The organism is Herbiconiux liukaitaii (genome assembly GCF_041927495.1).
Taxonomy (GTDB): domain Bacteria; phylum Actinomycetota; class Actinomycetes; order Actinomycetales; family Microbacteriaceae; genus Herbiconiux; species Herbiconiux liukaitaii.
In genome coordinates, this window is record NZ_JBHFHG010000001.1 from 78,205 (window position 1) to 103,659 (window position 25,455).

The 25,455-nt window shown below is 71.2% G+C and carries 21 protein-coding genes; 15 read left to right on the forward strand and 6 right to left on the reverse strand.

Annotated features, from left to right (window positions below; translation table 11 throughout):
* Window positions 1-39: 39 nt before the first annotated feature.
* Window positions 40-3,858: a phosphodiester glycosidase family protein gene (locus ACEXQC_RS00380; protein ID WP_374817196.1), complete on the reverse strand. Its 3,819-nt coding sequence runs from the start codon at window positions 3,856-3,858 to the stop codon at window positions 40-42.
* A gap of 282 nt (window positions 3,859-4,140) precedes the next feature.
* On the opposite strand from ACEXQC_RS00380, the gene ACEXQC_RS00385 reads away from it, so the two are divergent.
* The 5 genes from ACEXQC_RS00385 to ACEXQC_RS00405 are packed head-to-tail and all read left to right on the forward strand — an operon-like array spanning window position 4,141 to window position 9,471.
* Entirely contained in the window at window positions 4,141-6,093 is a 1,953-nt protein-coding gene (locus ACEXQC_RS00385; protein WP_374817198.1) for a beta-glucoside-specific PTS transporter subunit IIABC, read from the forward strand.
* The gene (locus tag ACEXQC_RS00390; protein WP_374817200.1) at window positions 6,080-7,552 is read left to right on the forward strand and encodes a family 1 glycosylhydrolase; all 1,473 of its coding nucleotides are present in this window, start codon (window positions 6,080-6,082) and stop codon (window positions 7,550-7,552) included. The genes ACEXQC_RS00385 and ACEXQC_RS00390 overlap by 14 nt, the downstream gene beginning before the upstream one ends.
* A 53-nt stretch (window positions 7,553-7,605) precedes the next feature.
* Window positions 7,606-8,436 carry a PRD domain-containing protein gene (locus ACEXQC_RS00395; RefSeq protein ID WP_374817202.1) on the forward strand — a complete coding sequence of 277 codons (831 nt, stop codon included), beginning with the start codon at window positions 7,606-7,608 and terminating at the stop codon, window positions 8,434-8,436.
* Between the two features lie 40 nt (window positions 8,437-8,476).
* Window positions 8,477-8,743 (forward strand): HPr family phosphocarrier protein, encoded by a 267-nt coding sequence (locus tag ACEXQC_RS00400; protein WP_374817204.1) that lies wholly within the window; start codon window positions 8,477-8,479, stop codon window positions 8,741-8,743.
* A gap of 11 nt (window positions 8,744-8,754) precedes the next feature.
* A complete protein-coding gene (locus ACEXQC_RS00405; protein ID WP_374817206.1) occupies window positions 8,755-9,471 on the forward strand; it encodes a histidine phosphatase family protein in 717 nt (238 codons plus the stop codon).
* Between the two features lie 88 nt (window positions 9,472-9,559).
* On the opposite strand, the gene ACEXQC_RS00410 is transcribed toward ACEXQC_RS00405, so the two are convergent.
* Complete coding sequence (locus tag ACEXQC_RS00410; RefSeq protein ID WP_374817208.1) at window positions 9,560-10,342, reverse strand: glucose 1-dehydrogenase; 783 nt, start codon at window positions 10,340-10,342, stop codon at window positions 9,560-9,562.
* 151 nt (window positions 10,343-10,493) lie between these two features.
* Here ACEXQC_RS00410 and ACEXQC_RS00415 point away from each other — a divergent pair, with 151 nt between their 5' ends.
* Window positions 10,494-12,203 (forward strand): AMP-binding protein, encoded by a 1,710-nt coding sequence (locus ACEXQC_RS00415; RefSeq protein ID WP_374817210.1) that lies wholly within the window; start codon window positions 10,494-10,496, stop codon window positions 12,201-12,203.
* 15 nt (window positions 12,204-12,218) lie between these two features.
* On the opposite strand, the gene ACEXQC_RS00420 is transcribed toward ACEXQC_RS00415, so the two are convergent.
* Entirely contained in the window at window positions 12,219-13,157 is a 939-nt protein-coding gene (locus tag ACEXQC_RS00420) for an NADP-dependent oxidoreductase (RefSeq protein WP_374817212.1), read from the reverse strand.
* Between the two features lie 97 nt (window positions 13,158-13,254).
* Window positions 13,255-14,346 carry a helix-turn-helix transcriptional regulator gene (locus tag ACEXQC_RS00425; protein WP_374817213.1) on the reverse strand — a complete coding sequence of 364 codons (1,092 nt, stop codon included), beginning with the start codon at window positions 14,344-14,346 and terminating at the stop codon, window positions 13,255-13,257.
* 61 nt (window positions 14,347-14,407) lie between these two features.
* Here ACEXQC_RS00425 and ACEXQC_RS00430 point away from each other — a divergent pair, with 61 nt between their 5' ends.
* Window positions 14,408-15,595 carry an epoxide hydrolase family protein gene (locus tag ACEXQC_RS00430; RefSeq protein WP_374817215.1) on the forward strand — a complete coding sequence of 396 codons (1,188 nt, stop codon included), beginning with the start codon at window positions 14,408-14,410 and terminating at the stop codon, window positions 15,593-15,595.
* A gap of 54 nt (window positions 15,596-15,649) precedes the next feature.
* Here the strand turns inward: ACEXQC_RS00430 and ACEXQC_RS00435 are convergent, their stop codons facing one another.
* Window positions 15,650-17,359 carry a long-chain-fatty-acid--CoA ligase gene (locus tag ACEXQC_RS00435; protein ID WP_374817216.1) on the reverse strand — a complete coding sequence of 570 codons (1,710 nt, stop codon included), beginning with the start codon at window positions 17,357-17,359 and terminating at the stop codon, window positions 15,650-15,652.
* A 156-nt stretch (window positions 17,360-17,515) separates the two neighbouring features.
* Between ACEXQC_RS00435 and ACEXQC_RS00440 the strand changes: the two genes are divergently transcribed.
* On the forward strand, window positions 17,516-18,139 hold the full coding sequence (locus ACEXQC_RS00440) for an MSMEG_1061 family FMN-dependent PPOX-type flavoprotein (RefSeq protein WP_374817218.1): 624 nt from the start codon (window positions 17,516-17,518) through the stop codon (window positions 18,137-18,139).
* A 1-nt stretch (window position 18,140) separates the two neighbouring features.
* Window positions 18,141-19,103, forward strand: a complete 963-nt coding sequence (locus ACEXQC_RS00445) for a PDR/VanB family oxidoreductase (protein ID WP_374817220.1) — start codon at window positions 18,141-18,143, stop codon at window positions 19,101-19,103.
* 149 nt (window positions 19,104-19,252) lie between these two features.
* Here ACEXQC_RS00445 and ACEXQC_RS00450 read toward each other — a convergent pair whose 3' ends face one another.
* A complete protein-coding gene (locus ACEXQC_RS00450; RefSeq protein WP_374817222.1) occupies window positions 19,253-19,849 on the reverse strand; it encodes a TetR/AcrR family transcriptional regulator in 597 nt (198 codons plus the stop codon).
* A 113-nt stretch (window positions 19,850-19,962) separates the two neighbouring features.
* On the opposite strand from ACEXQC_RS00450, the gene ACEXQC_RS00455 reads away from it, so the two are divergent.
* The 6 genes from ACEXQC_RS00455 to ACEXQC_RS00480 all read left to right on the forward strand — a co-directional run bounded on the left by ACEXQC_RS00455 (window position 19,963) and on the right by ACEXQC_RS00480 (window position 25,444).
* The gene (locus ACEXQC_RS00455; RefSeq protein WP_374817224.1) at window positions 19,963-20,586 is read left to right on the forward strand and encodes an NAD(P)H-dependent oxidoreductase; all 624 of its coding nucleotides are present in this window, start codon (window positions 19,963-19,965) and stop codon (window positions 20,584-20,586) included.
* Complete coding sequence (locus ACEXQC_RS00460) at window positions 20,583-22,001, forward strand: NAD(P)/FAD-dependent oxidoreductase (protein ID WP_374817226.1); 1,419 nt, start codon at window positions 20,583-20,585, stop codon at window positions 21,999-22,001. Before ACEXQC_RS00455 ends, ACEXQC_RS00460 begins: the two co-directional genes overlap by 4 nt.
* 39 nt (window positions 22,002-22,040) lie before the next feature.
* Window positions 22,041-22,754, forward strand: coding sequence for an alpha/beta hydrolase (locus ACEXQC_RS00465; RefSeq protein ID WP_374817228.1), 714 nt, complete (start codon window positions 22,041-22,043; stop codon window positions 22,752-22,754).
* Between the two features lie 32 nt (window positions 22,755-22,786).
* Window positions 22,787-23,362, forward strand: coding sequence for a TetR/AcrR family transcriptional regulator (locus ACEXQC_RS00470; RefSeq protein ID WP_374817230.1), 576 nt, complete (start codon window positions 22,787-22,789; stop codon window positions 23,360-23,362).
* A gap of 80 nt (window positions 23,363-23,442) precedes the next feature.
* Window positions 23,443-24,483, forward strand: a complete 1,041-nt coding sequence (locus ACEXQC_RS00475; protein ID WP_374817232.1) for a medium chain dehydrogenase/reductase family protein — start codon at window positions 23,443-23,445, stop codon at window positions 24,481-24,483.
* Window positions 24,484-24,613: 130 nt separating this feature from the next.
* A complete protein-coding gene (locus ACEXQC_RS00480; RefSeq protein ID WP_374817233.1) occupies window positions 24,614-25,444 on the forward strand; it encodes a DUF4397 domain-containing protein in 831 nt (276 codons plus the stop codon).
* Window positions 25,445-25,455: the final 11 nt, after the last annotated feature.

A 25,455-nucleotide genomic window follows, 5' to 3' on the forward strand; every position in this document is an offset into this window, starting at 1 on the left:
GCCCGTTATTCCCGCCGGCTCTCTCGACCTCGGATCAGGTCAGCTGGGGTCGGTGCCCTGGCGGCGTCGGCGGCGGAGAATGAGCATCAGGGCGAGGCCCGCGGCGAGCACGAGAGCCGCGCCGGCCCCGGCGATGAGGGGGGTGAACCCGGTCGAGGCCAGGTCGCCCGAGGCGCCGTCGTCATCCGCGCCCGATCCGTCGCCCGGGGTGGGAACGGTGGGGGAGCCCGGCTGGCCGGGGTCGGTCGGGTCGGTGGGATCCGTCGGAGCTGGCGGGTCGGTCGGGACTGGAGGATCGGTCGGGACCGGAGGGTCGGTCGGGACCGGAGGATCGGTCGGATCGGTGGGGTCCGGCGGGTCGGTGGGGTCGGTCGGATCCGTGGGGTCCGGGGCCACCGTCACGTCGACGACGGTCGTGACGCCGTTCACCGTGACCGCCACCGAGCCCGTGCCCGCGGCGACCGCCGTGAGCTCACCCGTGGCGGGATTGAGCCGCAGCACCCCCGCGGCCGAGTCCTCGAGCTCTGCGAGGCCGTCGTCGACGGCGAGCGACTCGCCGGTCCACTCGGCGCTCACGGGCCACTGCACGGGCACCTCGCGAGTGCCGTCCTGGGTCACCGTGGCGGCCACCAGCGCGGTCTCGCCCACGGTCATCACGGTCGGGGCGTCGAGCGCGAGCGACTCCACGCGCGGCTTCGTCTCGGCCTGCAGCCACCTCGTGCGGTCCGTCACCACGGTGGGCGACGAGCCCACGACACCCGCGGAGGGGTTGATGCCGAGCATCGTCCACCCCGTGAAGCCGCCGGTCGAGGGCGTGCCGGCCGGTCCCTTGCCCGAGTTGCCGTTGATGAGCCGGCTCACGCCGTCGTAGCTCGTGGCGTCGAAGACACCCACGTGGGAGTTCACCATGGCCGCCGACTTGCCCGAGTCCGCACGGAAGTCGGTGAGCGTCTGCACGAACTGCGCCGCCTCGAAGCGGTCGCCGAGCTGCGAGGCCTTGTTGGGCAGCGGGTCATCGGCGGGGTGGTGGTCGAACACCACGACACCCGTGATGGTCGAGGTGGAGCTCGCTCGGGCGAGCTCGTCGTCGAGGAACTCGAGCTGCTCGAGCTCCGACGCGCGGAACGATCCCGCCGAGCTGTTGAGCCCGATCAGCAGCGTGCTGCCGAGCTGCACCGAGCGGTGCGTCTCGCCGAAGACGGCCTCGAAGTTCGAGATCGATCCGCCCATGATCTCGTGGTTGCCGGGCATGTAGAGGTAGGGGATCTTGGATCCGATCTCCTCCTCGAGCAGGTCGGCGGCGAACGCGATGTCGGCCTCGGAGGCCTCGTCGACGAGGTCGCCGTTGATCACGAGGTAATCCGGATCCGCGGCCACGATCTCCTGCAGGGTGGCTCGCGCGGCCTCGACGAGCTCGCTCGTGGGGTTGCGCGCCACGAACTGCGCGTCGCTCATGACGGCGATCTGCTGGCTGCGGCCCGCGACCGATCCGTTGGTCACGATCGCGGGATCGAAGACCACGGGAGTGACGGGCTGATCGACATCCGGTGCCACCACCGACTCGAGGCCCGCGATGCTCACCTCGCCCTGGTAGCTGGCGGTCGACTTGGTCTCGAGCATGCGCACGCGCTGCAGCGAGAGCGGGTACGGCGTGCCGGCTGGCACCGCGAACCTGGCCTGCTGCCAGCCGGTCCAGTTCACGAAGGGTCCGTCGAGGTTCACCGTGGTGCCCGCGCCGTTCTTGATCTGGATGCGCGGCCAGACGCCGGATTCGTCGCCCTTGATCCACATCGTGAGCGCTTGCGGCTGACCCTCGAGGGTGCGGCCGAGGCTGCCGGGCGTCGACATCTCGGGGGCCACGGCGTAGTAGCCGCGGGTTCCGGTGCTCTGCGTGAAGTCGTAGGCGAGCGTGAGGGCCGGCTCGCCGTCGGGGCCCGTGGAGAGGGTGGTGCTGCCGGTCGCGCGGTCGGCGGCCGAGGTCCAGGAGGCCCCGTCGGCGAAGTCGGCCACCGAGATGCTGCGGTAGCCGATGGTCACGGCCACGTCGGCCGAGACCTCCTCGCCCGTGGCGGTGCGGGCCGTCACGGTGACGGTGGCGGATCCGCTCTCGGTGGTGGGGGCGATCGTGTAGCGGTCGAGGCCCTCGGGGGTCACGGTCACGTCGTCGCCGTGGGTCACGGTGAGGTCGGAGGTCTCGAGCGGCGCCGCGAACCCGTCGGCGTCGAGGCCGCTCACGGTGAGCGTGGCGGTCTGGCCGGGCTGCGGCAGCGCCACCACGGTGGAGCTGGGGCGCACGCGCTCGAGGTCGCCGAGCACGCGGAGCGTCGTGGTGGCGCTCCGGCCCGCGGCGTCGCCCGAGCCGTCGAACGCCACGGTGGCGGTGCCGGGGGAGACGCCGGCCACGACGGCGGTGGCGGGCTCGCCCTCCGCCGCGGTCACGGTGACCGTGGCGTCGGCTGAGGAGAAGGCGCCCGAGACGGGCACGCCGGCGAGGTTCGCGTCGAGGCCCTGAGCGGTGACGGTGCGGTGCAGGCCGGGGAAGACGGCATCGGCGTCGGCCGTGGTGAGCGCGGTGCCCACCTGCACGTCGTCGACGGTGCCCGCCGGGGCGGTGGAGAAGAACGCGAGGCTGTTGGCGACCACGCGCTCGCTGCCGTCGGAGGGGCGGTTGACGATGGCGGCGTCGGTGGTGCCCGGCAGGCGGGCGGCGAGCATGGTGGAGCCGCCGCCGTCGAGGTTGACGGCGTTGTAGGCGCCGAGATCGAGGAACAGGTCGCCGAGCTCCTGGAGCGTCATGCCGCGACCGTCGCCCGCGCGGCCGTCGATCGAGACGATGCTCACGTGCGTGCCGTCGCGGCTCACGCCCACGGCGGTGCGGGCGGCCTCGACCTGGTCCTCGGTCGTCTGCGCTCCGTCGATCACGAGGCGCTGCGATCCGCTCACCGCGAGGTCGACGTCGGCGTTCGTGCCGACGGTCACCTCGACGGACTGGCCCACCGTGAGGGCGGCCAGTCGCGTGGCGGAGGCCTCGCGGCCGATGAGCACACCCGTGCCGTCGGCGATCGCGGTGGGCGCGGCGAGCACGGCGGGGTCGGTGGTGACGGCGGTGACGATGCCGTCGACGATGGTGACCGCGGCGACCGAGGCGCTGAGCGCATCCGGTGCCCCGAGCGGGCGGTTGAGCGGGTGGGCGCCCCACGCGCTCGTGTAGTAGCCGAGGCCGTCGGTGGGGAGCGAAGGGGTGTTGACGCCGTTCACGGGGGTGCTCTCGCCCGAGATGACGACGGTTCCCGTGGCGGTGAGGGCCTGCACGGCGGCGAGGCCGTCGCTGAGGGTGAAGGCCTGGCGGGCGCCGGGGGCGGCGGAGCGCAGACCCTCGGTGGGCGAGATGTTGGTGCCCACGGGGGCGCCGCTGTAGTTCATGTCGAAGTAGTCGCCGTTGACCGCGGCCACGGCGCCCGTGCCGGCGATCTGCTCGGTGAGGGTGGCGCCGCCCGAGACGGATCCGGAGTCGAGCACGTCGAGCGAGAGCGTGGGGGTGCCGAGGTCGGCGGTCATGACGTGGCCGGTGACCCAGCCGGCGGGCTGCAGGCGGCGGAAGTCGGTGAGCACGAGGCCGGGCGCGAGCGTGGTGGTCTCGGCGCTCAGCAGCGACGAGTCGCCGCCCGAGAGGTCGAGCCCGCCGGTGTCGGGGGCCGCCTGGGCGGGGGTGGGGGCACCGAACGTGCCGGTGGCGGCGGAGCCGACGAGCAGGGCCGCGGTCACGAGGAGGGCGCCGACGCGGGCCCTCGAACCACGGGGCTGCGGCGCCCCTGAGGTCTGTGACGACGGACGGAGGGTGCTGGACGGCAGTCGCATGCGGTGGGACCTTCGATCGGTGGTGCGGGCTCGTCGAGGCTAGGTGGGGGCCGCAGTGGCTTGATGGAGTGCCCCCCAAGGCGGGGTGGCGCGCAGGTGAACAGCTGTCGATCGGGGGAGGGATTGCCCTGTGGTAGATTGCCTGTCAGGACATGTAACTGGTCACGCAGGCAGGATCCGAAGGCAATCGCGAGAGCGAACGCATTCGGGTCCTTTTTTTGTGCCCGCGTGCCGCCCCGGGCGGGATGACGCCCCGAACACGGATCCAAGGAAGGACCCACCATGACGAGACAGGACGAGGCGAAAGCCATCCTCGACGGAGTCGGCGGCACCCAGAACGTCGCCGGCCTCACCCACTGCAGCACCCGGCTCCGCTTCACGCTCGTCGACGACGACAAGGCCGATCTCGCTGCTCTGAAGGAGCTCCCCGGTGTCATGAGCGCCGTGCGCAGCGGATCGCAGACCCAGGTCGTGATCGGCAACGACGTCGTCAACGTCTACAACGCGGTCGAGAAGGAACGCGGCGGAAAGGGCGGGGCGACGGATGCGCCCGCCGGCCCCCGCAAGCCGTTCTCCTGGAAGCGGGCGGGCAGCGTGTTCATGGACTTCGTGGTGAGCGTCTTCACCCCCCTCATCCCCGCCATCGCGGGCGCCGGCATCTTCAAGTCGCTCCTCGTGGGCGCGGGAGCGCTCGGCTGGCTCACCACCGACTCCGAGAGCTACCTGCTGCTCTCGGCCATCCCGGATGCGGTCTTCGCCTTCCTGCCGCTCCTCGTGGCCTACACGACGGCCAAGAAGCTCAACGTCAACCGCCCGCTCGCCCTCGGCGTGGTGGCGGTGCTGATGTTCGCGAACTTCACGACGCTCATCAACCAGGAGGGCGGTGTCGCTCTCTTCGGCATCCCCGTGCAGGTCGTCAACTACAACTCGCAGGTGTTCCCGTCGATCCTCGCGGTGCTGGCCCTCTGGCCGCTCGAGCGCTTCTTCAACAAGGTGTCGCCCGGCCCGATCCGCGTGTTCTTCACGCCCCTCATGTGCTACCTCATCGTGGCGCCGCTGCTCATCCTCGTGCTCGGACCGTTCGGCTACTGGGTCGGTTCGCTGCTGACCGCCGCCATGATCGGCCTCTACAGCACCCTCGGCTGGGTGGCCGTGGCCGTGGCCGTGCTCGCCGCCATTCTGCCGCTCATCATCTCGGTGGGCATGCACAAGGCCTTCATCCCGCCGACGATCGCCACCATGGCGCAGAACGGCAAGGAGTCGTTCTACCTCGTGGCCTCGCTCGCCCACAACATCGCCGAGTCGGGCGCCATGTTCGCCGTGGCCATCCGCACCCGCAGCACGCGGCTCCGCTCCACCGCGGTCTCGGCCGGCATCTCGGCGCTCTTCGGCATCACCGAGCCCGCCATCTACGGCGTCACGCTGCAGAACCGCAAGGTGCTCGTGGCTGTGATGTCCGGTGCGTTCGCCGGTGGCGCGTACCTCGGCCTCACGTTCGTGACCTCGTTCGCGGTGGTCGGCCCGGGCCTCGCGAGCATCACGATGTTCGTCGACGCCGCCAACCCGTGGAACCTCATCAACGCCGTCATCGGTGCCGTCATCGCCCTCGCTGTGGCGTTCGTGATCTCGCTCATCACCTGGAACGACGCCACGTCGCCGTCGCTCAAGGGTGAGCGCGAGGAGCTCGCCGCCGAGGATTCGGCAGCCGCCACGGCCACGGCCACTGCCCCGACCTCGGCCGCGGCCGCCGGGCCGCGTGCCAGCATCCGTCTCGTCTCGCCGCTCGCCGGCACCGTCGTGCCCCTCGCCGAGGTCGCCGATCCGGTGTTCTCCGGCGGTGTGCTCGGCGACGGCGTCGCCATCCTGCCCACCTCGGGCAGCGTGCGCGCACCGCTCGCCGGTGTGGTGACCTCGCTGCTCGACTCGAAGCACGCGATCGGCATCACCTCCGACGAGGGTGTGGAGGTGCTCGTGCACGTCGGCATCGACACCGTCAAGCTGAACGGCGCCCCCTTCACCACCCACGTCGCCCAGGGCGACCGCGTCGAGGCCGGGCAGCTCGTGATCGAGGCCGACCTCGACGCCATCCGGGCAGCCGGCTACGACCTCACCACTCCCGTCATCGTCACCAACGCCGATCGCTTCGCGGTCGCGGTGTCGGGTGCGGGATCCATCACCACAGGCGAGCCCCTCGCCGACATCACGGAGAAGGAGCTCACCCATGGCGCTTCCTGACGGATTCCTCTGGGGCGGCGCTCTCGCCGCCAACCAGGCTGAAGGCGCGTGGAAGGAGGGCGGCCGCGGCCCCGCCGTCACCGACGTCAACACCTACAAGCCGAACGCCGACCCCAAGCAGTACGCGATCCACCACGTCAACACGGTCGAGAGCATCCGGGCGGCCATGGCCGACCCCGACGAGCTCACGTACTACCCGAAGCGCCGCGGCATCGACTTCTACCACCGCTACCCGGAGGATCTCGCGCTGTTCGCCGAGATGGGCTTCAAGGTGCTGCGGGTCTCGATCGCCTGGACGCGCCTGTACCCCACGGGCGAGGAGCTCGAGCCCAACGAGGAGGGCATCGCCTTCTACCTCGCGCTCTTCACCGAGATGCGCCGCCTCGGCATCGAGCCGCTGGTGACGCTCGCGCACTACGACCCGCCGCTGCACCTCGCGCTCAAGAACAACGCGTGGGCCGACCGCAGCATCCTGCCGCTCTTCGAGCGCTTCGTGCGCACGTGCTTCGAGCGCTTCGGCCACCTCATCACGTACTGGCTGAGCTTCAACGAGATCGACGGCATCATCCGCCACCCCTTCACCTCGGGCGGCATCATCGAGGAGACGGTGCCCCCGCTCGCGAACGGCGAGAGCGGCCTCGAGCAGGCCTGCTACACGGCGCTGCACCACCAGTTCGTGGCCTCGGCGGCGGCCACGAAGCTGCTGCACGAGATGTACCCCTCGTCGCAGATGGGCTGCATGCTCACGATGCTCACGACCTATCCGCACACCTGCCACCCGGACGACGTGGCGGCCACGCAGGAGAAGGAGCGACTGCTCTACCTGTGCACCGACGTGCAGGCCGACGGTGCCTACCCGCGGCTGGCGCTCAACCAGCTGTCGCGTCGCGGCATCACCATCCCGTTCGCCGAGGGCGACGCCGAGCTGCTCGCTGCGCATCCGGTGGACTACATCTCGTTCAGCTACTACATGTCGATGACCGAGTCGGTGGATCCGGATGCCGAGCGCACGCCGGGCAACACCATCCTCGGCGTGAAGAACCCCTACCTCGCCTCGAGCGAGTGGGGGTGGCAGATCGACCCCGTGGGGCTGCGGATCTCGCTCATCGACCTCTACGACCGCTACCGGAAGCCCCTCTTCATCGTGGAGAACGGGCTCGGCATGCGCGACGAGGTCACGGCCGACGGCCGCATCCACGACCCGTACCGGATCGAGTACTTCCGCGCGCACTTCGCCGAGATGATCCGCGCGGTCGACGAGGGCGTGGAGCTCATGGGCTACACGAGCTGGGCGCCGATCGACTTCATCAGCGCCTCGACCTCGCAGATCACGAAGCGCTACGGGTTCATCCACGTCGACATGGACGACCTCGGCAATGGGACAATGGAACGCCGACGCAAGGACTCGTTCTTCTGGTACCAGAAGGTCATCGCGTCGAACGGAGCCGACCTGTCGTGAGCGTCGCACTGCGAGAGCGGGCGACTGCACCGACGGAGTCGACGGAGACCCCCATGCAGACGATCAAGAAGGTGCTCAACTCGAGCGTCGTGCTCGCCGTCGACGAGAACGGCGTGGAGCTCGTGGTGCTCGGCAAGGGCATCGGCTACGGCCGCAAGCCGGGCGAGGCCGTGGCTCCGGATGACGCCAACCAGGTGTTCGTGTCGCTCCCCGAGGGCGAGCAGCGCAACCTCGTGGAACTGCTCACGCAGATCCCCGGGGAGGTCGTGGAGGTGTCGCGGGCGATCGTGCAGCTGGCGGAGGCCGAGGGGCTCGAGCTCGATCCGCACATCTACCTGTCACTCACCGATCACCTCAACTTCGCCGTCGAGAGGCAGCGCAAGGGGCTCGTCACGGTGAACCGGCTGGCGTGGGAGGTGCGCACCATCTACCCGCGGCAGTACGCGATCGGCGTGCGCGCTGTCGCGCTGCTGTCGGACCGGCTCGGCGTGGCGCTGCCCGAGGAGGAGGCCGCGAACGTGGCGTTCCACCTCGTGAACGCGGATGCCGGCAACGCGGGTGTCGACTCGCTGCGGGTGGTGACGCTCGTGAGCCAGGTGGCCACGATCGTGACGCACTCCACCGGGGTGCAGCTGCACAACGACGACCTGCACGGTGCTCGGTTCGTGGCCCACCTGCAGTACTTCGCCCGGCGCTTCTTCGATGGCAAGCTCGCCGAGAGCGCCGACGACTTCCTGTTCACGAGCCTGAGCGAGCGCTACCCGGCGGCCGTGCAGGCGGCCGAGCGGGTGCGCACCCTCGTCCAGCAGCAGTACGACCAGCGGCTGCCGAACGAGGAGATCGCGTTCCTCGCGCTGCACATCGCGCGAGTGCTCGCCGACTGAATCTTCCATCCAGATCCATCACCACACCAAGGAGATCACCATGACCTCACGCACCGTCACCGTCGGAGCCTCGACCGGACTCCACGCCCGCCCCGCAGCCCTCTTCGTGAAGGCCGTCGCCGCCTCGGGTCACGCCGTGCAGATCACGGCCAAGGAGAAGTCGGCCAACGCCGCGAGCCTGCTCAGCGTGATGTCGCTCGGCATCGGGCACGGCGAGGAGGTGGCGCTGGAGGTCACGGGCGCCGAGGAGGAGCGTGTGGCCGATGAGCTCGCGACCCTGCTCGCCTCCGACCTCGACGCCGAGTGACCTCGCCCGCCTTGCCCACCCCGCCCGGCGGGGAGCTGCGGATCCATCTCGTGCGGCACGCGGAGACGCTCTTCAACGTGCGGCACCAGCTGCAGGGGTGGTGCGACTCCCCGCTCACGCCGCGGGGTGAGCTGCAGATCGCGGCGCTCGGTGAGCACTTCCGGGAGATCCCGCTCGTGGCGGCGTTCTCGAGCGACTTCACGCGCACCCGCACCACCGCGCACGCGGCTCTTGCGGGGCACGCGTCGATCGAGCCGGTGTTCACGCCCGCGCTCCGGGAGTGGAACTTCGGCGGCTGGGAGGGCCAGGCGAACTCGGCCCTCTGGGTGCCGCTCTTCGAGCGCCACGGCTTCACCTACGGATCGGCCGGTCACTGGGACGAGCTCACCGCCGACGGCCCGGACACCGTGCTCGACGCGCTCGCGGCGAGCGATCCATCCGGCCTCGCCGAAGACGCGGCGAGCGTGAACGAGCGCCTGCGCGCAGCGATCGCCCTCATCACGGCGGTGCCGGCCGGCGACGTGCTCGTGGTGACCCACGGCGCGGTGCTGCAGTCGCTCGTGCCACTGCTCGTGCCCGGCGCCCGAGTCGCGCCCGGCTACCCCAACTGCGGCGTCACCACCGTGACCCTTCCCGCCGACCGCACGGCGGGAGCGGTGGGCACCGTGGGCGACCTCGACGCCACCTGCGCCGGCGACCCGCCTGTGCCGCCACTCGCGCTGCCGTGAGCTGCGGAGAAACGCGAACGTCGCGGCAACCGAGCTCCAGAGGGCTCAGGTCGCCGCGACGTTCGCGTTTCTCCGCGCTACCCCGGCGCTAGTACTTGGCGGACTGGCCGCCGTCGATGGGGACGACCGCTGCGTTGATGTAGCTGGCGTCGTCGCTCAGCAGGAACGCGACCACCGCAGCGATCTCGGGGGCCTCGCCGTAGCGCTTCGTGGGGTTGGTCTGGATGAACTGCTCGGCCGCCGCGCGGGGGTTCTCGGCGTCGATCTGCTTCAGGGAGTTCTCGACCATGGGGGTCCAGATGGCACCGGGGGCGATGGCGTTGATGCGGATGCCGAACTGGCCGTACTCGATGGCCGAGTTGCGGGTGAGGCCCACCACGCCGTGCTTCGCGGCTGCGTAGCCCGACTGGTTGCCGACGCCGCGGATGCCGCCCACGCTCGCGGTGTTCACGACCATGCCCGAGCCCTGCTCGCGCATGACCTTCAGCACCTTCTCGAGGCCGAGGAACACGCCGTTCAGGTTGATGGCGATGACCCTGTCGAACTCCGCCGAGGTGAAGTCCTCGGTGAGGTTCTGGCGGCCCTCGATGCCGGCGTTGTTGAAGAAGCCGTCGATGCGGCCGAACTCGGCGAGGGTCGAGGCCACGTAGCGGTCGACATCCTCCTCCTTCGAGACATCGGCGACGATGCTGAGCACCTTCGCGTCGGGGGTGGCAGCCGTGACGGCCTCGGCGGTGGCCGCGAGCCCCTGCTCGGAGACGTCGACGAGGGCGAGGGAAGCGCCTTCCTCGGCGAGGCGCACGGCGGCGGCGCGGCCGAGGCCGGAGCCTCCGCCGGTGATGAGGACGACACGATCGGTGAAGCGGTTCATGAACAGACCTTTCGACTGTGTCGGGTGCGGTTCACCCGGCAATCTCTGAAATCCATGGTACGCCTGTAAGTACAGGCAATGGCGGGGGCTGGACATCGGGCGGCGGGTAGGGTCGAAGCCGAACGTGACTTCGACGACGAGGAAGCACCACATGCCCGAGAACACCTCCACCGCCCTCCTCCGTGCCGCCCGCGATCAGCTCGTGGCGCTGCGGGAGACGCCGGATCGCGCCACCTCCGAGTTCGACTGGCCCGACGTCGGCCCCTCGTTCAACTGGGGCATCGACTGGTTCGACGCGATCGCCCGCGGCAACCACGGGCCGGCGCTCGTGATCGTGGAGGAGGACGGATCGCGCACCACCCGCACCTTCGCCGAGATGGCCGCGCGGTCGGACCAGCTCGGCACCTGGCTGCAGGGCCTCGGTGTGGCCAGGGGCGACGCGGTGATGCTCATGCTCGGCAACCAGGTGGAGCTCTGGGAGGCGATGCTCGCGCTCACCAAGATCGGCGCCGTCATCCTCCCCACCACGGTGGCGTTCGGGGGAGACGAGCTGCAGAACCGGCTCGTGCGCGGCTCGGTGCGCTTCGTGATCGCCGCCGCCGCCGACGTGCCGAAGTTCGCCGACGTGGAGGCCCCGTTCACGGGCATCGTGGTGGGGGAGGGCGCCGAGGGGTGGGCCCGCTACGCCGAGGCGTTCGAGCGGGCGGCCGATCCGCTGTCGCACCCGGGCAACGCCTCAGGCGACGCTCTGCTGCACTACTTCACCTCGGGCACCACGAGCAGGCCGAAGCTCGTGGAGCACACCCACGTCTCGTACCCCGTCGGCCACTTGAGCACGATGTACTGGCTCGGCCTCCGCCCGGGAGACGTGCACCTCGCCATCAGCTCCCCTGGGTGGGCGAAGCACGCCTGGAGCTGCTTCTTCGCGCCGTGGATCGCCGAGGCCACGATCTTCGTCTACAACTACGCGCGCTTCGACGCCGAGCGCATGCTCGACACCATCCGCCGCGAGGGCGTGACCTCGTTCTGTGCGCCGCCGACCGTGTGGCGCATGCTCATCCAGAGCGATCTCACGGCGGGGTCGGGCCGCGGGGCGCTCCGCGAGCTCGTCTCGGCGGGGGAGCCGCTCAACCCCGAGGTCATCGGGCAGGTGCGCCGGCAGTGGGGTCTCGACATCCGCGACGGCTACGGCCAGACCGAGATGACCGCGATCGTGGCGAACTCGCCCGGCCAGCCGATCACCGACGGCTCGATGGGACGGCCGCTGCCCGGCTGCCCCGTGGTGCTGGTCGATCCGCTCACCGGGGAGCACACGGATGAGGGCGAGATCTGCCTCGACCTGGCCGGAGCGCGCCCGCTCAACCTCATGACGGGCTACGTGGCCGATCCTGAGCGCAACACCGAGTCGACGGCGGGAGGGCTCTTCCACACCGGCGACCTCGCCTCGCGCGACGCGGCCGGGTACCTCACCTACATCGGCCGCACCGACGACGTGTTCAAGGCCTCCGACTACAAGATCAGCCCGTTCGAGCTCGAGAGCGTGCTCATCGAGCACCCGGCGGTGGTGGAGGCCGCCGTGGTGCCGGCGCCGGATGAGATCCGGCTCGCGGTGCCGAAGGCCTACATCGCGCTCGCGGCCGGTCACGCGGCGGATGCGGCCACGGCCGAGTCGATCCTGGCGTTCGCGCGCGAGGCGCTGGCGCCGTTCCAGCGGGTGCGGCGGGTGGAGTTCTTCGAGCTGCCGAAGACCATCTCGGGCAAGATCCGCCGGGTTGAGCTCAGGCAGCGCGAGGAGCGGATCGCCGCGGGCACCGAGACCTGCACCGAGTTCCGCGACGACAGCCTGCGGCACCGCCCGTAGCGGGTCGCGAGCGCGCTAGGGGATGAGCGCGAGCTTGCCGCCCGGGTGCTGGCCCGCGAGCTCCTCGAGGGCGGCGCGCGCGTCGTCGAGCGGGTAGGTGCGCGCGATCGGCACCTCGAGCTCCCCGCGGCCGGCCAGCGCGATGAGGTGCGCGCGCGCCGCATCCCGGAACACCGTGCTAGCGGGCATCGCACCGGCGATCGCCTTGATGCCGTCGTCGCTCGCGCGCCCGAAGGCGGCGATCGTGACGATGCGCGCGCGGTCGGCCACGAGGGCGAGGGAGGTCTCGACGGCCTCGTCGGTGCCCACGCAGTCGAGGGCGGCGTGGATGCCCTCGGGCGCGGCATGGCGCACGCGCTCCTCGAGCCCCTCGCCGTACACGATCGGCTCGCCGCCGAACCGCCGCACCACGTCGGAGTTCGACTCGCTCGCGGTGCCGAGCACGCGCACGCCCCCGATGAGCCGAGCCTGCTGCAGCACGCTCACACCGACGGATCCGGATGCGCCGTGCACGAGCACGCTGTCGCCAGGCTGCACGCCGGTGACGTCGAGCATCTCGGCGGCCGTCGTGCCCGCGAGCAGCAGGTTGGCGGCCTGCTCGAAGGGCACGCTCGCGGGCTTGGCGAACACATCCTTCGCCGGGATCGTGCGCGAGCTCGAGTAGCCGCCGCTGATGCGGAACGCGAGCACCTCATCGCCCACAGCCCCGCCGCCCGAGGCGATCTCGGTGTCGGGCCCGACCGCTGTGATGACGCCCGCGATCTCGTAGCCCACAGCCACGGGCAGCTTCGACCGGTCGGTGCCGGCGGCCACGTGCTTGAAGTCGGCGGGGTTCATGCCGGCCGCCCTGATCTCCACGGTGACCTCACCGGGACCGGGGGCGGGCACCTCCACCTCGACCTCCTCGAACACGTCGAGGTCTCCGAACTCCGGGGCGATCCACATACGAGCCATGCCCACCACGCTACGCCGCATCCGGCGACCGCGGGCCACCCGGGCCACCCGTGCCACCCGTGCCACCCGTGCCACCCGTGCCACCCAGATGGCGCGGCTAGCCCGGCTCGCCCGGCTCGCCCGGTTCGCTCGAATGGCGCGGCTCGCTCGAATGGCCCGGCTCGCCCGGGTCGTGAGGCTCGCCGGGATGGCGCGGGTCGCGGGCCGCGCGGGTGAAGCGCGCCGCGAGCGCGACGAGCTCGGCGCGCACCTCCTCGCCCTCGAGCAGATCGAACTCCAGGCCGCAGAGTCCGAGATGCAGAGCGATCTCGGCGGCCGAGCCTGCTCCCGCTCGCAGCAGACAGGTGCGCTCGGTCTCCGCCTCGAGCTGCGCCACGGTGGGGCCGAAGTGCTGCACCGCGTCGGCCAGCGGCGCGTGCAGTCGCACCCTCACCTGCAGCCGGTAGGGCGCCGACGTGATGCTGTGCGTCGTGTAGGCGCGCAGCTGGTCGTCGGGGATGCTCCGCGGCGTGAAGGTCTCCCGGAGCTCCCGCAGCGAGACGATGCGATCCATGCGGAGGGTGCGCCAGGCCGCGCGGTCGGCCTCCCACGCGAGGAGGTACCAGCGCTCCGTGGTGTGCACGATGCGGTGCGGCTCGATCCGTCGCTCCACGCGCTCGCCGTCGTGTCTGCGGTACGAGATGCCCAGCCGGCGGCTCTCGCCGATGGCGTGGGCGACGGTCACGACCGTCTCGAGGTCGACGGATCCGCCGACCGTGCTCCCGGCACTGGCCGCGCCGCCGCCGCTGACGCCAACGCCGAGTGGCACCATCGCGCGTTCGACGGCGGTGATCTGATCGCGAGTGGACGCCGACAGCGACTTCTCCAGCTTGGCCAGCGCCCCGGCTGCGGCATCCTCGATGCCCGTGACCACTGCGAGGGCGGCCGCCCGCAGTCCCACGGCGATGGCCACGGCCTCGGCGGGCGAGAGTGTGAGCGGAGGCACGCTCGCTCCCGCGCCGAGCCGGTAGCCGCCTCCCACACCGGGCCTGGCCTCGATACCGTAGCCGAGCGAGCGCAGGTCGTCGATGTCGCGTCGCAGCGTGCGCTCGCTCACCTCGAGGCGCTCGAGCAAGTCGGCTCCCGTCCATTCGCGGCGGGCCTGCAGCAGCCCGAGCAGCGCGAGGGTGCGGCCGGTCGTGCGAGTCATGGTTCCACCCTTTCAGGTATTCCGGTCGTATCGTGGCCGGAATGGTGAGCAGTCTCGGACCATGACCTCTTCGTCCACCGACACCCACACCGACACCGATACCCACACCGTCCTGCCCTTCCGCATCGCGATCCCCGACGAGGCGCTCGCCGACCTGCGGGATCGCCTCCGCCATTCCCGATTCCCCGCCCCGCTGCCGGGAGACGACTGGAGCACCGGTGTGCCCATCAGCACCCTCCGCGACCTCGCCGCGCGATGGGCCGACCACGACTGGCGGGCCACAGAGCAGCGCCTCAACGCCATTCCGCAGCTCGTCACGCGCATCGACGGCCAGACGATCCACGCGCTGCACGTGGTCTCACCCGTCGCCGACGCGACACCGCTGCTGCTCACCCACGGCTGGCCCGGATCGTTCCTCGAGTTCGAGGCGCTCATCGGCCCGCTCACCGACCCCGTCGCCCACGGCGGCACCGAGGCCGAAGCATTCCACCTCGTCATCCCCTCGCTGCCTGGCTTCGGCTTCTCCACGCCGCTCGAGAGCGTGCACTGGCCGATGGCGCGCATCGCCGGGGCGTGGCTCGAGCTCATGACCCGCCTCGGCTACGGGCGGTTCGCGGTGCAGGGCGGCGACCTCGGCGCCGGCGTGGCCCCCGAGGTGGCGAGGCTCGACCCCGAGCGCATCATCGGCGTGCACGTGAACGGGGCCCTCGGCGGCTTCATCGACGACTCCGACGGAGAGGCGATGGCCGCCCTCACCCCGCTCGAGCGCGACAGGATGCGCCGGGTCGGCGAGTTCATGCAGCACGAGTTCGGCTACATCGCGATCCAGTCCACGCGCCCCGGTCTCATCGGGGCCATGGCGGCCGACAGCCCCGTGGCCCAGCTCGCCTGGATGCTCGACAAGCTCGAGGCCTGGAGCCATCCGGCCGAGACGCCCGCGGTCGAGGTGCTCGGTGAGGAGTTCGTGTTCGCCAACGCCTCGCTCTACTGGCTCACGGCGAGTGCAGGATCCGCCGCCCTCGTGGGGTACGCCCAGAACGAGGGCTGGGGTGAGGCCCCCGCGGATTCAGGAGTGCCCACCGCGGCCATCCAGTTCGCGCACGACATCGGCATCCGCCAGGTCGCCGAGCGCGCGAACACGATCGTGCGCTGGACCGACGTGGAGGATCGCGGAGGACACTTCGCGGCCCTCGAGGAGCCGAAGATGCTCGTCGCCGACCTCCGCGAGTTCTTCGGATCGCTGCGGTAGGCCGGGGCAGCCGGGCCGGCCGGGCCAAGGCGGCCCCGCCCGAGCCGAGGCGCGTCAGTCCTGTTCGGCGAGGAGGCGCTCGCGCACCTGCTTGCGCAGGACCTTGCCGATGAGGGAGCGGGGCAGGTCGTCGACCGCCACGATGCGCTTGGGCACCTTGTAGGCGGCGAGGCGTGTGCGGCAGTAGTCGCGCATCCCCTCCACGTCGAGCGCGGCGCCGGGCCGCAGCACCACGGCGGCCGCGACCTCCTCGCCACCGCTCGCGCGGGGGAACGGCACCACGGCGGCCGCCTCGATGTCGGGGTGCGAGACGAGCGCATCCTCCACCTCGCTCGGCGACACGTTGAAACCGCCCGTGATGATGAGCTCCTTGAGCCGGTCGACGATCGTCACGAACCCGTCGGGCGTGACGGAGGCGATGTCGCCGCTGCGCAGCCACCCGCCGTCGAGAAGCGAGGCCGCCGAGTCCTCCGGCCGCCCCCAGTACCCCTGGAACACCTGCGGACCGCGGATGAGCAGCTCGCCGGCCTCACCGAACGGCCGCTCGACGGAGGTGTCGTCGGGGTCCACCACGCGGATCTCCGTGCTCGGGAACGGCACACCCACGGTGCCAGGCCGACGCGACGGCCCGATGGGGTTGCCGAGCGCCACGGGAGACGTCTCGGTCATGCCGTAGCCCTCCACGAGCAGGCCGCCGGTGGCCTCCTCCCAGCGGCCCACGGTGGCCACGGGCAGGCTCATGGCGCCCGAGATGGCGAAGCGCACGCTCGAGAGGTCGATCGCGCCGCGGCCGGCGGCACGCGCGAGCTGGTCGTAGATGGGCGGCACGGCAGGCAGGAAGGTGGGCGGGCTCGACTTCGCCGCCTGCGTCACGAGACCGAGGTCGAACTTGGGGAAGAGCACGAGCTTGGCGCCGATGCTCATGGCGAACGTGAGGCAGAGCGTCATGCCGTAGGCGTGGAAGAGCGGGAGCACGCCGTAGAAGATCTCCTCGCCCTCCACGAGCCCGGGCACCCAGGCCTGGCCCTGCAGCGCGTTGGCGCGCAGGTTGGCGTGCGTGAGGATGGCGCCCTTGGGAGTGCCGGTGGTGCCGCTCGTGTACTGCAGCAGCGCCACGTCGTCGAGCGACGGGCCGGCGACCTTGCGGCTGAGGCGGCGGTGGTCGAGCAGCTTCTCCCAGGTGAGCGGATGCTTCGCGCGGGGCGTGCTCGTGAGCTGCGCCCGCGAGGTGCGCGCCTTGGGGATCGGCAGCCGCAGCGCGAGGCGCTTGGCGAGCGGGAGGGCGGTGGTGATGTCGACGCTCACGATGTGCTCGAGCGCCACATCCGAGGGGAACTCCGCGACGGTGTCGAAGGCCTTGTCCCACACAACGGCCACCTGAGCGCCATGGTCCTCGAACTGGTGCCGCAGTTCGCGCGCGGTGTAGAGCGGGTTGTGCTCGACCACGATGGCGCCGAGCCGGAGCGCCGCGTAGAACGCCACGACGTGCTGCGGGCAGTTGGGCAGCACGATCGCCACCCGGTCGCCCTTGCCCACGCCGAGCCTGCGCAGCCCCTCGGCGGCGCGCTCGATCTGCTCGCCGAGCTCGCGATAGGTCGTGCCCGCACCGAAGAACTCGAGCGCCGTGGCCTTGTCGTAGCGCTTCACGCTCGCGGCGATCATCTCGGGGAGCGTCTCGCTCGGCGCCTCGATCTCGTCGGGCACGCCCTCGGCGTAGGCGCTGAGCCAGGGTCGATCGGCGTACGGGCTGCTCTCGAGGGTCATGCTCCCATCCTGCCCTGACGGCCATGCGCGGCGGAGCATGGCCGGGCGGGTGCACAGGTCGGGTGCGCGGGTCGGGTGCACACGTGGCGGCCGCCCGGTGGGCTGCGGTGTTCGGTAGCCTCGAGTGTCCGCAGCACCCTTCCGATCGGAGCGACCGTGAAGACCGAGTTCCCGCGCCTCAGCGAAGAGGGGATGCGCGCCACCCTCGGCCATCCGCACGCGTCGATCAGCGCCAAGATCCTCGACCACCTCGACAGCAACTGCCTCGCGTTCCTCGCCCACTCGCCGTTCTGCTGCCTCGCCACCTCGGATGAGACGGGCGCGTGCGACAACTCGCCGCGCGGCGACCACCCCGGCTTCGTGCGGGCTCTGGATGAGCGCACTCTCGTCATCCCGGACCGTCTCGGCAACCAGCTGGCCGACTCGCACGTCAACATCCTGCGAAACGGCCACGTGGGGCTCGTGTGCTTCGTGCCCGGCATGATCGAGACCCTGCGCGTCAACGGATCCGCCTACCTCACCGACGACGAGGACCTGCTGGCGATGCTCGAGCAGGACGGTGTGGTGCCGAGCCTCGCGACCGTCATCCGCGTGGAGGAGGCCTACCTGCACTGCGGCCGGGCGCTGCTGCGCTCGGGGCTCTGGGACCCTGAGATGCAGGATCTCGCTGCCGAGCTGCCGACCTCGGGCACCTTCTGGGCCGAGGCCAGCGGGCTCGCACCGGAGGCGGCCGCCGAGATCGACGCGGGTATGGTCGGCGCCTACCGCACCCTCTACTGAGGTGGGCGACCGTCGCGGCCTGCGCGCCCTCGTGGTGCGGCGCATCGTGCGGGAGTCCGTCGATGTCGTGAGCCTCGAGCTGGCCGATCCGTCGGGCGCACCGCTGCCCGCGTGGGAGCCCGGCGCACACATCGATCTGCAGCTCGTGACCCGGCAGCAGCGCCAGTACTCGCTGTGCGGAGACCCGGCCGACCGCTTCTCGTACCGCGTGGCGGTGCTGCGTGAGGAGCTCTCGCGGGGTGCCTCGAGCTACGTGCACTCGTACCTCCGCGAGGGCAGCACGGTGCATGTGGGTGCGCCGCGCAACCACTTCGCGCTGCAGCCCGCATCGTCGCATCTGCTGCTCGCCGCGGGGATCGGCATCACGGCGATCCTGCCGATGGCTCTCGAACTCGAGCGGCGGAGTTCTCCCTTCTCGCTGCACTACGCGGTGCGGGATGCCGAGCACCTGCCGTTCCGGCGCGAGCTCGCGGCGCTCGAGGCCCGGGGTGCCGACGTCACCGTGCACTCGCCGGAGCGGGCGGGTCGGCTCGATGTGGAGCGGCTGCTGCGGGAGCCCCGGGAGGGCGTCTCGGTGTCGTGTTGCGGGCCGGCGCGCTTCGTGGAGGCGGTCGAGGCCGCGATGCGCGCGTGGCCGGAGGGGAGCCTGCAGCTGGAGCGCTTCGAGCCGCGGGCGCGGTCGGCGGCGCGGGACGCCGCGGCTGCGGCCCCGTTCAGCGTGATCGGCGCACGCTCCTCGGTGCGGATCGAAGTGGGGGAGGAGGAGACGGCGCTCCGCGCTCTGAACGCCCGAGGGCTGGCTCCCGTGGCGTCCTGCCGCCGAGGCGTGTGCGGATCGTGTGCGCTGACCGTGCTGGCGGGGGAGCCCGATCACCGCGACTCGCTCACCACCGACGCATCGTCGACCACGTGGTACCCGTGCGTCTCGCGGTCGCGCTCGCCGGAGCTCGTCGTCGACCTCTGACGCGTGGCGCTCGCCGGCCGCTGACCCGGACCTCTCGCCGGCCGCTGACCCGAACCTCTCGTCAGCCGCCGACCCGATCCTCCCGACGGCCGCTGGCCGGCCACTTGTCGGCCTCTCGCCGGCTGCTCGCCGGCCGCCGACCCGGGGCCCTAGCCGCCGGCTCTCGAGCCGAGGAGGGCGAGGAGGGCCGGCTCCACCTCCTGGGGCGTGATGTGGCCGGCGACCACGAGCTCGGCGAGGCCGTGCACCGTGCCCCAGACCGCGGTGGTGAGCGCTCCGATCGCGGCCCCCGACGCCTCGGGCGCGAGCGCCGCCGTCGCCTCGGCCAGAATGGCCTCGACCTCGTCGATGAGCGGTGCCATCGCCTCGCTGGGGGAGCCGGGAACACACACCTCGGGGTCGTAGATCACCCGGAAGCGCTCTGGATGCTCGGCCGCGTACCCCACGTAGGCCCCGCCGATGCGCACGGCGCGCACGTTGGCGGCCTCGGCTGACTCGGCCGGTTCAGCGGCGGCGGCCTTCAGCGAGTCGAGCAGTTCGGCCATGCTGCGTTCGCTCAGCCGCTTGAGCAGAGCTCCGCGGTCGCCGAAGTGGTGGTACGGCGCGTTGTGGCTCACGCCCGCCGCCCTCGCCACCTCGCGAAGGCTCAGCGTGGCGTGCCCCTGGGTGCGCATGAGCTCGAGAGCCGCGACTTCGAGCGCGGGGCCGAGGTTGCCGTGATGGTACGAGGTCTCGGATCTTGACACGAGCAACATCGTAGCCGTAACGTCGGTCCCGGCGGTTATGTTGGCACTGTCAAGAATGTGGCCACTGCCCAGACCGACACCATTCGATCCCCACCCCACCGCAAGGAGACACCATGCCCACGCTCGTCATCGACGGCCATCCCAACCCCGACTCGCTCTGCGCCGCCCTGGCCGCGCGCTACGCCGCCGAGCACGGCGACGCCACCGTGCTCGCCCTCCGCGACCTCGACTTCGAGCGCGACATGCGCTTCGGCTACACCCGGCGGCAGGAACTCGAGCCCGACCTGGAGCAGGCGTGGCAGCAGCTTGTCGCCGCCGACCATGTGGTGGTCGTGACACCCATCTGGTGGGGCTCGGTGCCGTCGCTCCTCAAGGGCTTCTTCGACCGCGTGCTGCTGCCCCAGCGCGCCTACCGCACCAAGCCCAACGGCTTCCCCGAGGGCATGCTGGGCGGGCGCACCGGCCGCGTGATCGTGACGACGGATTCGCCGCTGTGGTACCTCCCGCTCGTGGGCGACACCACGGTGCGCCACGTGCGGACCACGACCCTCAAGTTCTGCGGCATCACGCCCGTGCGCGCCACGCGTCTCGGCCCCGTGAAGGGATCGACGCCCGAGCAGCGCGCCGGCTGGCTGGCGAAGGTGGCTCGGTTGGGAGCTTCGGATCGACGCCGCGGCTCGAAGCGCGCCGCGAAGTGGCAGAGTGGGAAGGACCTGATGGTGATGGGAGAACGATGAGCGAGTCGGTGCCACCGGCCTACAGCCACGCGAGGCGCAACCCGGCGGAGCGCATCCGCCGGTCGCTGGAGGGGGCGTCGACCGTGCCGTTCTGGCTCGACGGCCCCGACCGGCCCGCGCCCGAGCCGGCCCTCGCGGGTGCCGTGGCCGCCGACCTGCTCGTGGTGGGCGGCGGTTACTCGGGCCTGTGGGCCGCGCTCATGGCGAAGGAGGCCGATCCGGAGCGCTCGGTCGTGCTCATCGAGGCCTCCGAGGTGGCGTGGGCGGCGAGTGGCCGCAACGGCGGCTTCTTCGAGGCGAGCCTCACCCACGGCGAGGAGAACGGCGAGCGGCACTTCGGCGACGAGCTCGACAAGCTGCACCGCCTGGCCGACGAGAACGTGGAGGAGTTCGTGGCCGCCCTCGAGCGCCACGGCATCGACGCCGAGTACGAGCCCACGGGCACACTCACCGTGGCCACCGAACCGCACCAGGTCGACGACCTGCGGGCCGGGGGAGCGGAGGGCTTCTACGAGGGGCAGGCGCTCCGCGACCTCGTGGATTCGCCCGTCTACCGGGCCGGCCGGCTCGAGATGCACGGCAACGCGCTCATCCACCCCGCCAAGCTGGCCTGGGGTCTCAAGCGCGCGTGCCTCGACCTGGGTGTGAAGATCTTCGAGCGCACGAGGGCCACCTCGCTCTCGAAGTCGCCGGGGGGAGTGCGGGTCACCACCCCCACGGGCGAGGTCTTCGCCACGCACGTGGCGCTCGCCACCAACGGGTTCCCCTCGCTCGTGAAGCGCACCCGCCTGCTCACGGTGCCCGTCTATGACTACGTGCTCATGACCGAACCGCTCACCGACGAGCAGCTCGAGTCGATCGGCTGGACCGACCGCTTCGGCATCACCGACTCCTCCAGGCAGTTCCACTACTACCGCAAGAGCGCCGACAACCGCATCCTGTTCGGCGGCTACGACGCCGTCTACCACCCGGGCGGTCGCATCCGCCCGGCCTACGACCAGCGCCCCGAGACGTTCGAGACGCTCGCCGACCACTTCTTCACCACGTTCCCGCAGCTCGACGTCACGTTCACGCACGCCTGGGGCGGCATGATCGACATGAGCACTCGCTTCGTGGCGACCTACGGCACGGCCTTCGGCGGTCGTGTGGCGTACAGTACCGGCTACACGGGCCTCGGAGTGGGGGCCACGCGGTTCGGGGCCAAGGTGGTGCTCGATCTGCTGAGCGGTCGGTCGACCGAGCTCACCGAGCTGCGGCTCGTGCGCTCGACCCCGATCCCCATTCCGCCCGAACCCTTCGCCACCCCGGCGATCACCCTCATGCGCCGCGCCATCGCCAAGTCCGACGAGAACGGCGGCAAGGACGGCGCCCTCATCCGCATCGCGGACGTCTTCGGCATCGGCTTCGACTCCTGACCCCACGGCCATCGCACCACCGAGAGGGATGAGCACCCCATGGACCTGATCTTCGTGCACGGAGCCCTGGTGCGAGACGGGGACTGGTGGTGGGGCCCCACCGCCGAGCTGCTGCTCGAACGCACCGGCCTGCGCAGCCGTGCGCTCGGTCTGCCCTCGTGCGGCGAAACGACCGCCCCAGGGAACGCCGAGGAGCAGGCCGAGGGGCTCGCCGCCGATGCGGCCGCACTGCGTGCAGCACTCGACGAGGTGGAGTCGGCGGTGGTGGTCGGGCACTCCTACGGCGGCACCGTCATCGCCGAGGCCGGCGCGCACGCCTCGGTCACCCATCTGCTCTACATCTCGTCGTACCTGCCCGACGTGGGGCTGTCGCAGGGGGCGATCATGAGCGGTGAGACCGATCCCGTCGCCCTCGCCGACGCGGGCCACGGCACCCTGGGCCTCGCGGGCTTCGACGCCTCCTCGTTCGGGGCCCGCTTTCTGCAGGACGGCGACGAGCGGATGCAGGAGGAGGCGTGGCACCGCGTCACCGGTCAGGCGGCAGCGGCGTTCATGACCCCCACGACCCAGGCCGGCTGGGAGGGCGTCGACTCCACGTATCTCGTGTGCGGTCAGGACCGCAGCACGTCCGTGGAACTGCAGCGCCGGCACGCCGCTCGGGCCACGCGCGCGGTCGAGCTCGACACCGGGCACCACCCCTTCCTCACCCGACCCGACCTCGTGGCGGAGCAGGTGATCCAGCTCATCGCTTGACTTCTGCTGGTTGTGGGTGTTCAATCACATACATGACCACGACGACGACAGCGAAGGTCGGGCGGATGCGCTCCACGGCCGATGCGCAGCGATCGCGCATTCTCGAGGCCTCGCTGGGCGGGTTCGCCCACAAGGGCTACCACGCGACTCCCGTGACGGAGATCGCGGAGCTCGCCGGGGTCTCTCCCGCCTACGTCTTCCGGCTGTTCCCGGGCAAGCTCGGGCTCTTCGTCGCCACGATCGACCACTGCTACGAGCGCGTGACCGAGGCGCTCGTGGCCGGAGGCGAGAAGGTGGGCGATGCGCCCTCCGACACGGTGCTCGACGCCATGACCGAGGCCTACATCGACCTCATCGAAGATCGCTCGCTCATCATGCTGCAGGGGCACGCGCAGAGCGCGTGCGACATCCCCGAGATCCGCGAGGCCGTGCAGCGCGGCGTGGGCATGGTCGTGGAGAACGTGGCGCGCGTCTCGGGCGCCGAGCCCGCTGCCGTGCAGTACTTCCTCGCCTTCGGCCAGCTGTGCCACCTCATCGTGCAGGCCGAGCTCACGGGCGTCCCCGCCGGCTGGGCCGAGACGATCACCGCGGGCATCCGCCACAAGTAGTTCTCACCACCCCGATCTCATCATTTTCATTTCAGCACTTATGTGACTGTTCAGTCACATACAAACAAGGAGAAGAAGCCATGAACACCACCGCCACCGGCACCACCACCCGAGTCGTCCTCCCCGGCCTCGTCGAGCCCGACGGCCTCGAACTGCACACCGACACCACTCCCACCCCCGGCCCCGGCCAGCTGCTCGTGGCCGTGGAGGCCACCGGCATCTCGTTCGCCGAGCAGTCCATGCGCCGCGGCCTCTACTTCGGCCAGCCCGCCTTCCCGTTCACCCCCGGCTACGACCTCGTGGGCCGCGTGCTCGCCGCGGGCGACCCGAGCGACGCCCACCTTGTGGGGCGCCGCGTGGCCACCCTCACCAAGACCGGTGCCTGGGCCACGCACGCCGTGGTCGAGAGCCGCGACAGCGTGCCGGTTCCGGATGCCGTGCTCTCCGACGAGGCCGAGACGGTCGTGGTGAACGGCGTCACGGCATGGCAGATGCTGCACCGCACGGCTCGGGTGCAGAGCGGCCAGACCGTGCTGCTCTTCGGCGCCAACGGGGGAGTGGGCGGCATCCTCCTCCAGCTCGCGCACCTCGCCGGCATCCGCGTGATCGGCGCCGCCTCGCCCCGCCACCACGACGCCCTGCGCGCCCAGGGTGTGGAGCCCGTGGACTACAGCGACCCCGAGCTCGCCGCCCGGGTGCGCGAACTGGCCCCCGACGGTGTGGCGGCGGTGTTCGACAACGTGGGCGGAGAGACCACCCGCCTCGCCTGGAAGCTGCTGGCTCCGGGTGGCACGCTCGTGACCTACTCGGTCATCTCGCAGATGGGCGGTAGCGGGCCCGCGATGCTCCCGTTCGTGAGGGCCATCGGCCAGGCCATGCTGTGGACGGCCCTGCCCAACCGCCGGCGCGCCACCTTCTACGACCTGTGGTCCGGCCACGTGCTGCGCCCCGCCCGGTTCCGCCGCCACCTCGAGCAGGACCTCGGTGAGCTGTTCCGCCTGCTCGAGGCCGGCCTCATCACGGCGAACATCGCCGCCCGGTTCCCGCTCACCGACGTGGTGGCGGCCCTGCAGCTCGCCGAATCGCGCACCCTCAACGGCAAGGTCGTGCTGCTGCCGTGACGGCCGACGCACCCGGCGCGAGACCACCGCAGAAAAAAGATCGCGCCGGGTGCATCCAAAACCGCATGGGGGAGGGAAGTGGGGGTGTAAGTCATCCCCTGCTCCTCTGGAGCTCTATTTGGAGGTACTCATGCGCAAGACCATCTTCGCCGGCATCGCAGCCGGCGCCCTCATCGCCACCGGAGTGGCCCTGCCGGCCGCTGCGGCCGACGGCGACGCACAGCTCTCGGTGCTGCACGCCGTTCCCGGTGTGACGGTCGATGTCTACGTCAACAACGCACTCACCCTCGACGACTTCACCCCCGGCACCCTCGCCGGCCCCCTCCCGCTCGCGCCCGGCACCTACTCGGTGGCCATCACGGCCTCGGATGCGGCCGACGCCAGCGCCCCGATCATCGGCCCGATCGACCTGCCGCTCGCGGCGAACGGCAACTACACCGCCGTGGCCCACCTCGACCCCGCCGGCACGCCGACCGCCACGCTCTACACCAACGACACCGCCACCCTGGGTGCCGGCGAAGGCCGTCTAACGGTGCGTCACACCGCCGCCGCTCCGGCCGTCGACGTGCTCGCCGGTGGCGCTCCCGTGATCACCAACCTGTCGAACCCGGCGGAGTCGGTGCTGACCCTCCCGGCCGGAACCGTCTCGGCCTCCGTGGCCGCCACGGGCACCACCGAGCCCGTGATCGGCCCGGCGGACGTGACCATCGCCGAGGGCACCAACACCATCGTGTACGCCTGGGGCAGCCTCGCCGACGGCAACCTCGCCCTCGCCGTGCAGACCATCGGCGGACTGCACTCCAACCCGGGTGGCGTGCCTGCCGGCTCCGCCGGTCTCGCGGCCACCAACCAGCCGACCGACGCCGCCCCCCTGTGGATCGGTGCCGCCCTCGTCCTGATGCTCGGAGCCGCGGGCGCCACCGTGGTGCGCCGCCGCTCCACCGCGAAGGCCGGGCTCTGACCCGACAGCAC

What these genes read in the sequence shown, in the direction of transcription:
- ACEXQC_RS00455 (WP_374817224.1), top strand. Translation starts at nt 19,963, where the DNA reads ATGCCCACGCTCGTCATCGACGGCCATCCCAACCCCGACTCGCTCTGC.
- ACEXQC_RS00390 (WP_374817200.1), top strand. Translation starts at nt 6,080, where the DNA reads ATGGCGCTTCCTGACGGATTCCTCTGGGGCGGCGCTCTCGCCGCCAAC.
- ACEXQC_RS00430 (WP_374817215.1), top strand. Translation starts at nt 14,408, where the DNA reads ATGACCTCTTCGTCCACCGACACCCACACCGACACCGATACCCACACC.
- ACEXQC_RS00475 (WP_374817232.1), top strand. Translation starts at nt 23,443, where the DNA reads ATGAACACCACCGCCACCGGCACCACCACCCGAGTCGTCCTCCCCGGC.
- ACEXQC_RS00465 (WP_374817228.1), top strand. Translation starts at nt 22,041, where the DNA reads ATGGACCTGATCTTCGTGCACGGAGCCCTGGTGCGAGACGGGGACTGG.
- ACEXQC_RS00415 (WP_374817210.1), top strand. Translation starts at nt 10,494, where the DNA reads ATGCCCGAGAACACCTCCACCGCCCTCCTCCGTGCCGCCCGCGATCAG.
- ACEXQC_RS00410 (WP_374817208.1), bottom strand. Translation starts at nt 10,342, where the DNA reads ATGAACCGCTTCACCGATCGTGTCGTCCTCATCACCGGCGGAGGCTCC.
- ACEXQC_RS00400 (WP_374817204.1), top strand. Translation starts at nt 8,477, where the DNA reads ATGACCTCACGCACCGTCACCGTCGGAGCCTCGACCGGACTCCACGCC.
- ACEXQC_RS00435 (WP_374817216.1), bottom strand. Translation starts at nt 17,359, where the DNA reads ATGACCCTCGAGAGCAGCCCGTACGCCGATCGACCCTGGCTCAGCGCC.
- ACEXQC_RS00480 (WP_374817233.1), top strand. Translation starts at nt 24,614, where the DNA reads ATGCGCAAGACCATCTTCGCCGGCATCGCAGCCGGCGCCCTCATCGCC.
- ACEXQC_RS00470 (WP_374817230.1), top strand. Translation starts at nt 22,787, where the DNA reads ATGACCACGACGACGACAGCGAAGGTCGGGCGGATGCGCTCCACGGCC.
- ACEXQC_RS00385 (WP_374817198.1), top strand. Translation starts at nt 4,141, where the DNA reads ATGACGAGACAGGACGAGGCGAAAGCCATCCTCGACGGAGTCGGCGGC.
- ACEXQC_RS00425 (WP_374817213.1), bottom strand. Translation starts at nt 14,346, where the DNA reads ATGACTCGCACGACCGGCCGCACCCTCGCGCTGCTCGGGCTGCTGCAG.
- ACEXQC_RS00380 (WP_374817196.1), bottom strand. Translation starts at nt 3,858, where the DNA reads ATGCGACTGCCGTCCAGCACCCTCCGTCCGTCGTCACAGACCTCAGGG.
- ACEXQC_RS00395 (WP_374817202.1), top strand. Translation starts at nt 7,606, where the DNA reads ATGCAGACGATCAAGAAGGTGCTCAACTCGAGCGTCGTGCTCGCCGTC.
- ACEXQC_RS00460 (WP_374817226.1), top strand. Translation starts at nt 20,583, where the DNA reads ATGAGCGAGTCGGTGCCACCGGCCTACAGCCACGCGAGGCGCAACCCG.
- ACEXQC_RS00420 (WP_374817212.1), bottom strand. Translation starts at nt 13,157, where the DNA reads ATGGCTCGTATGTGGATCGCCCCGGAGTTCGGAGACCTCGACGTGTTC.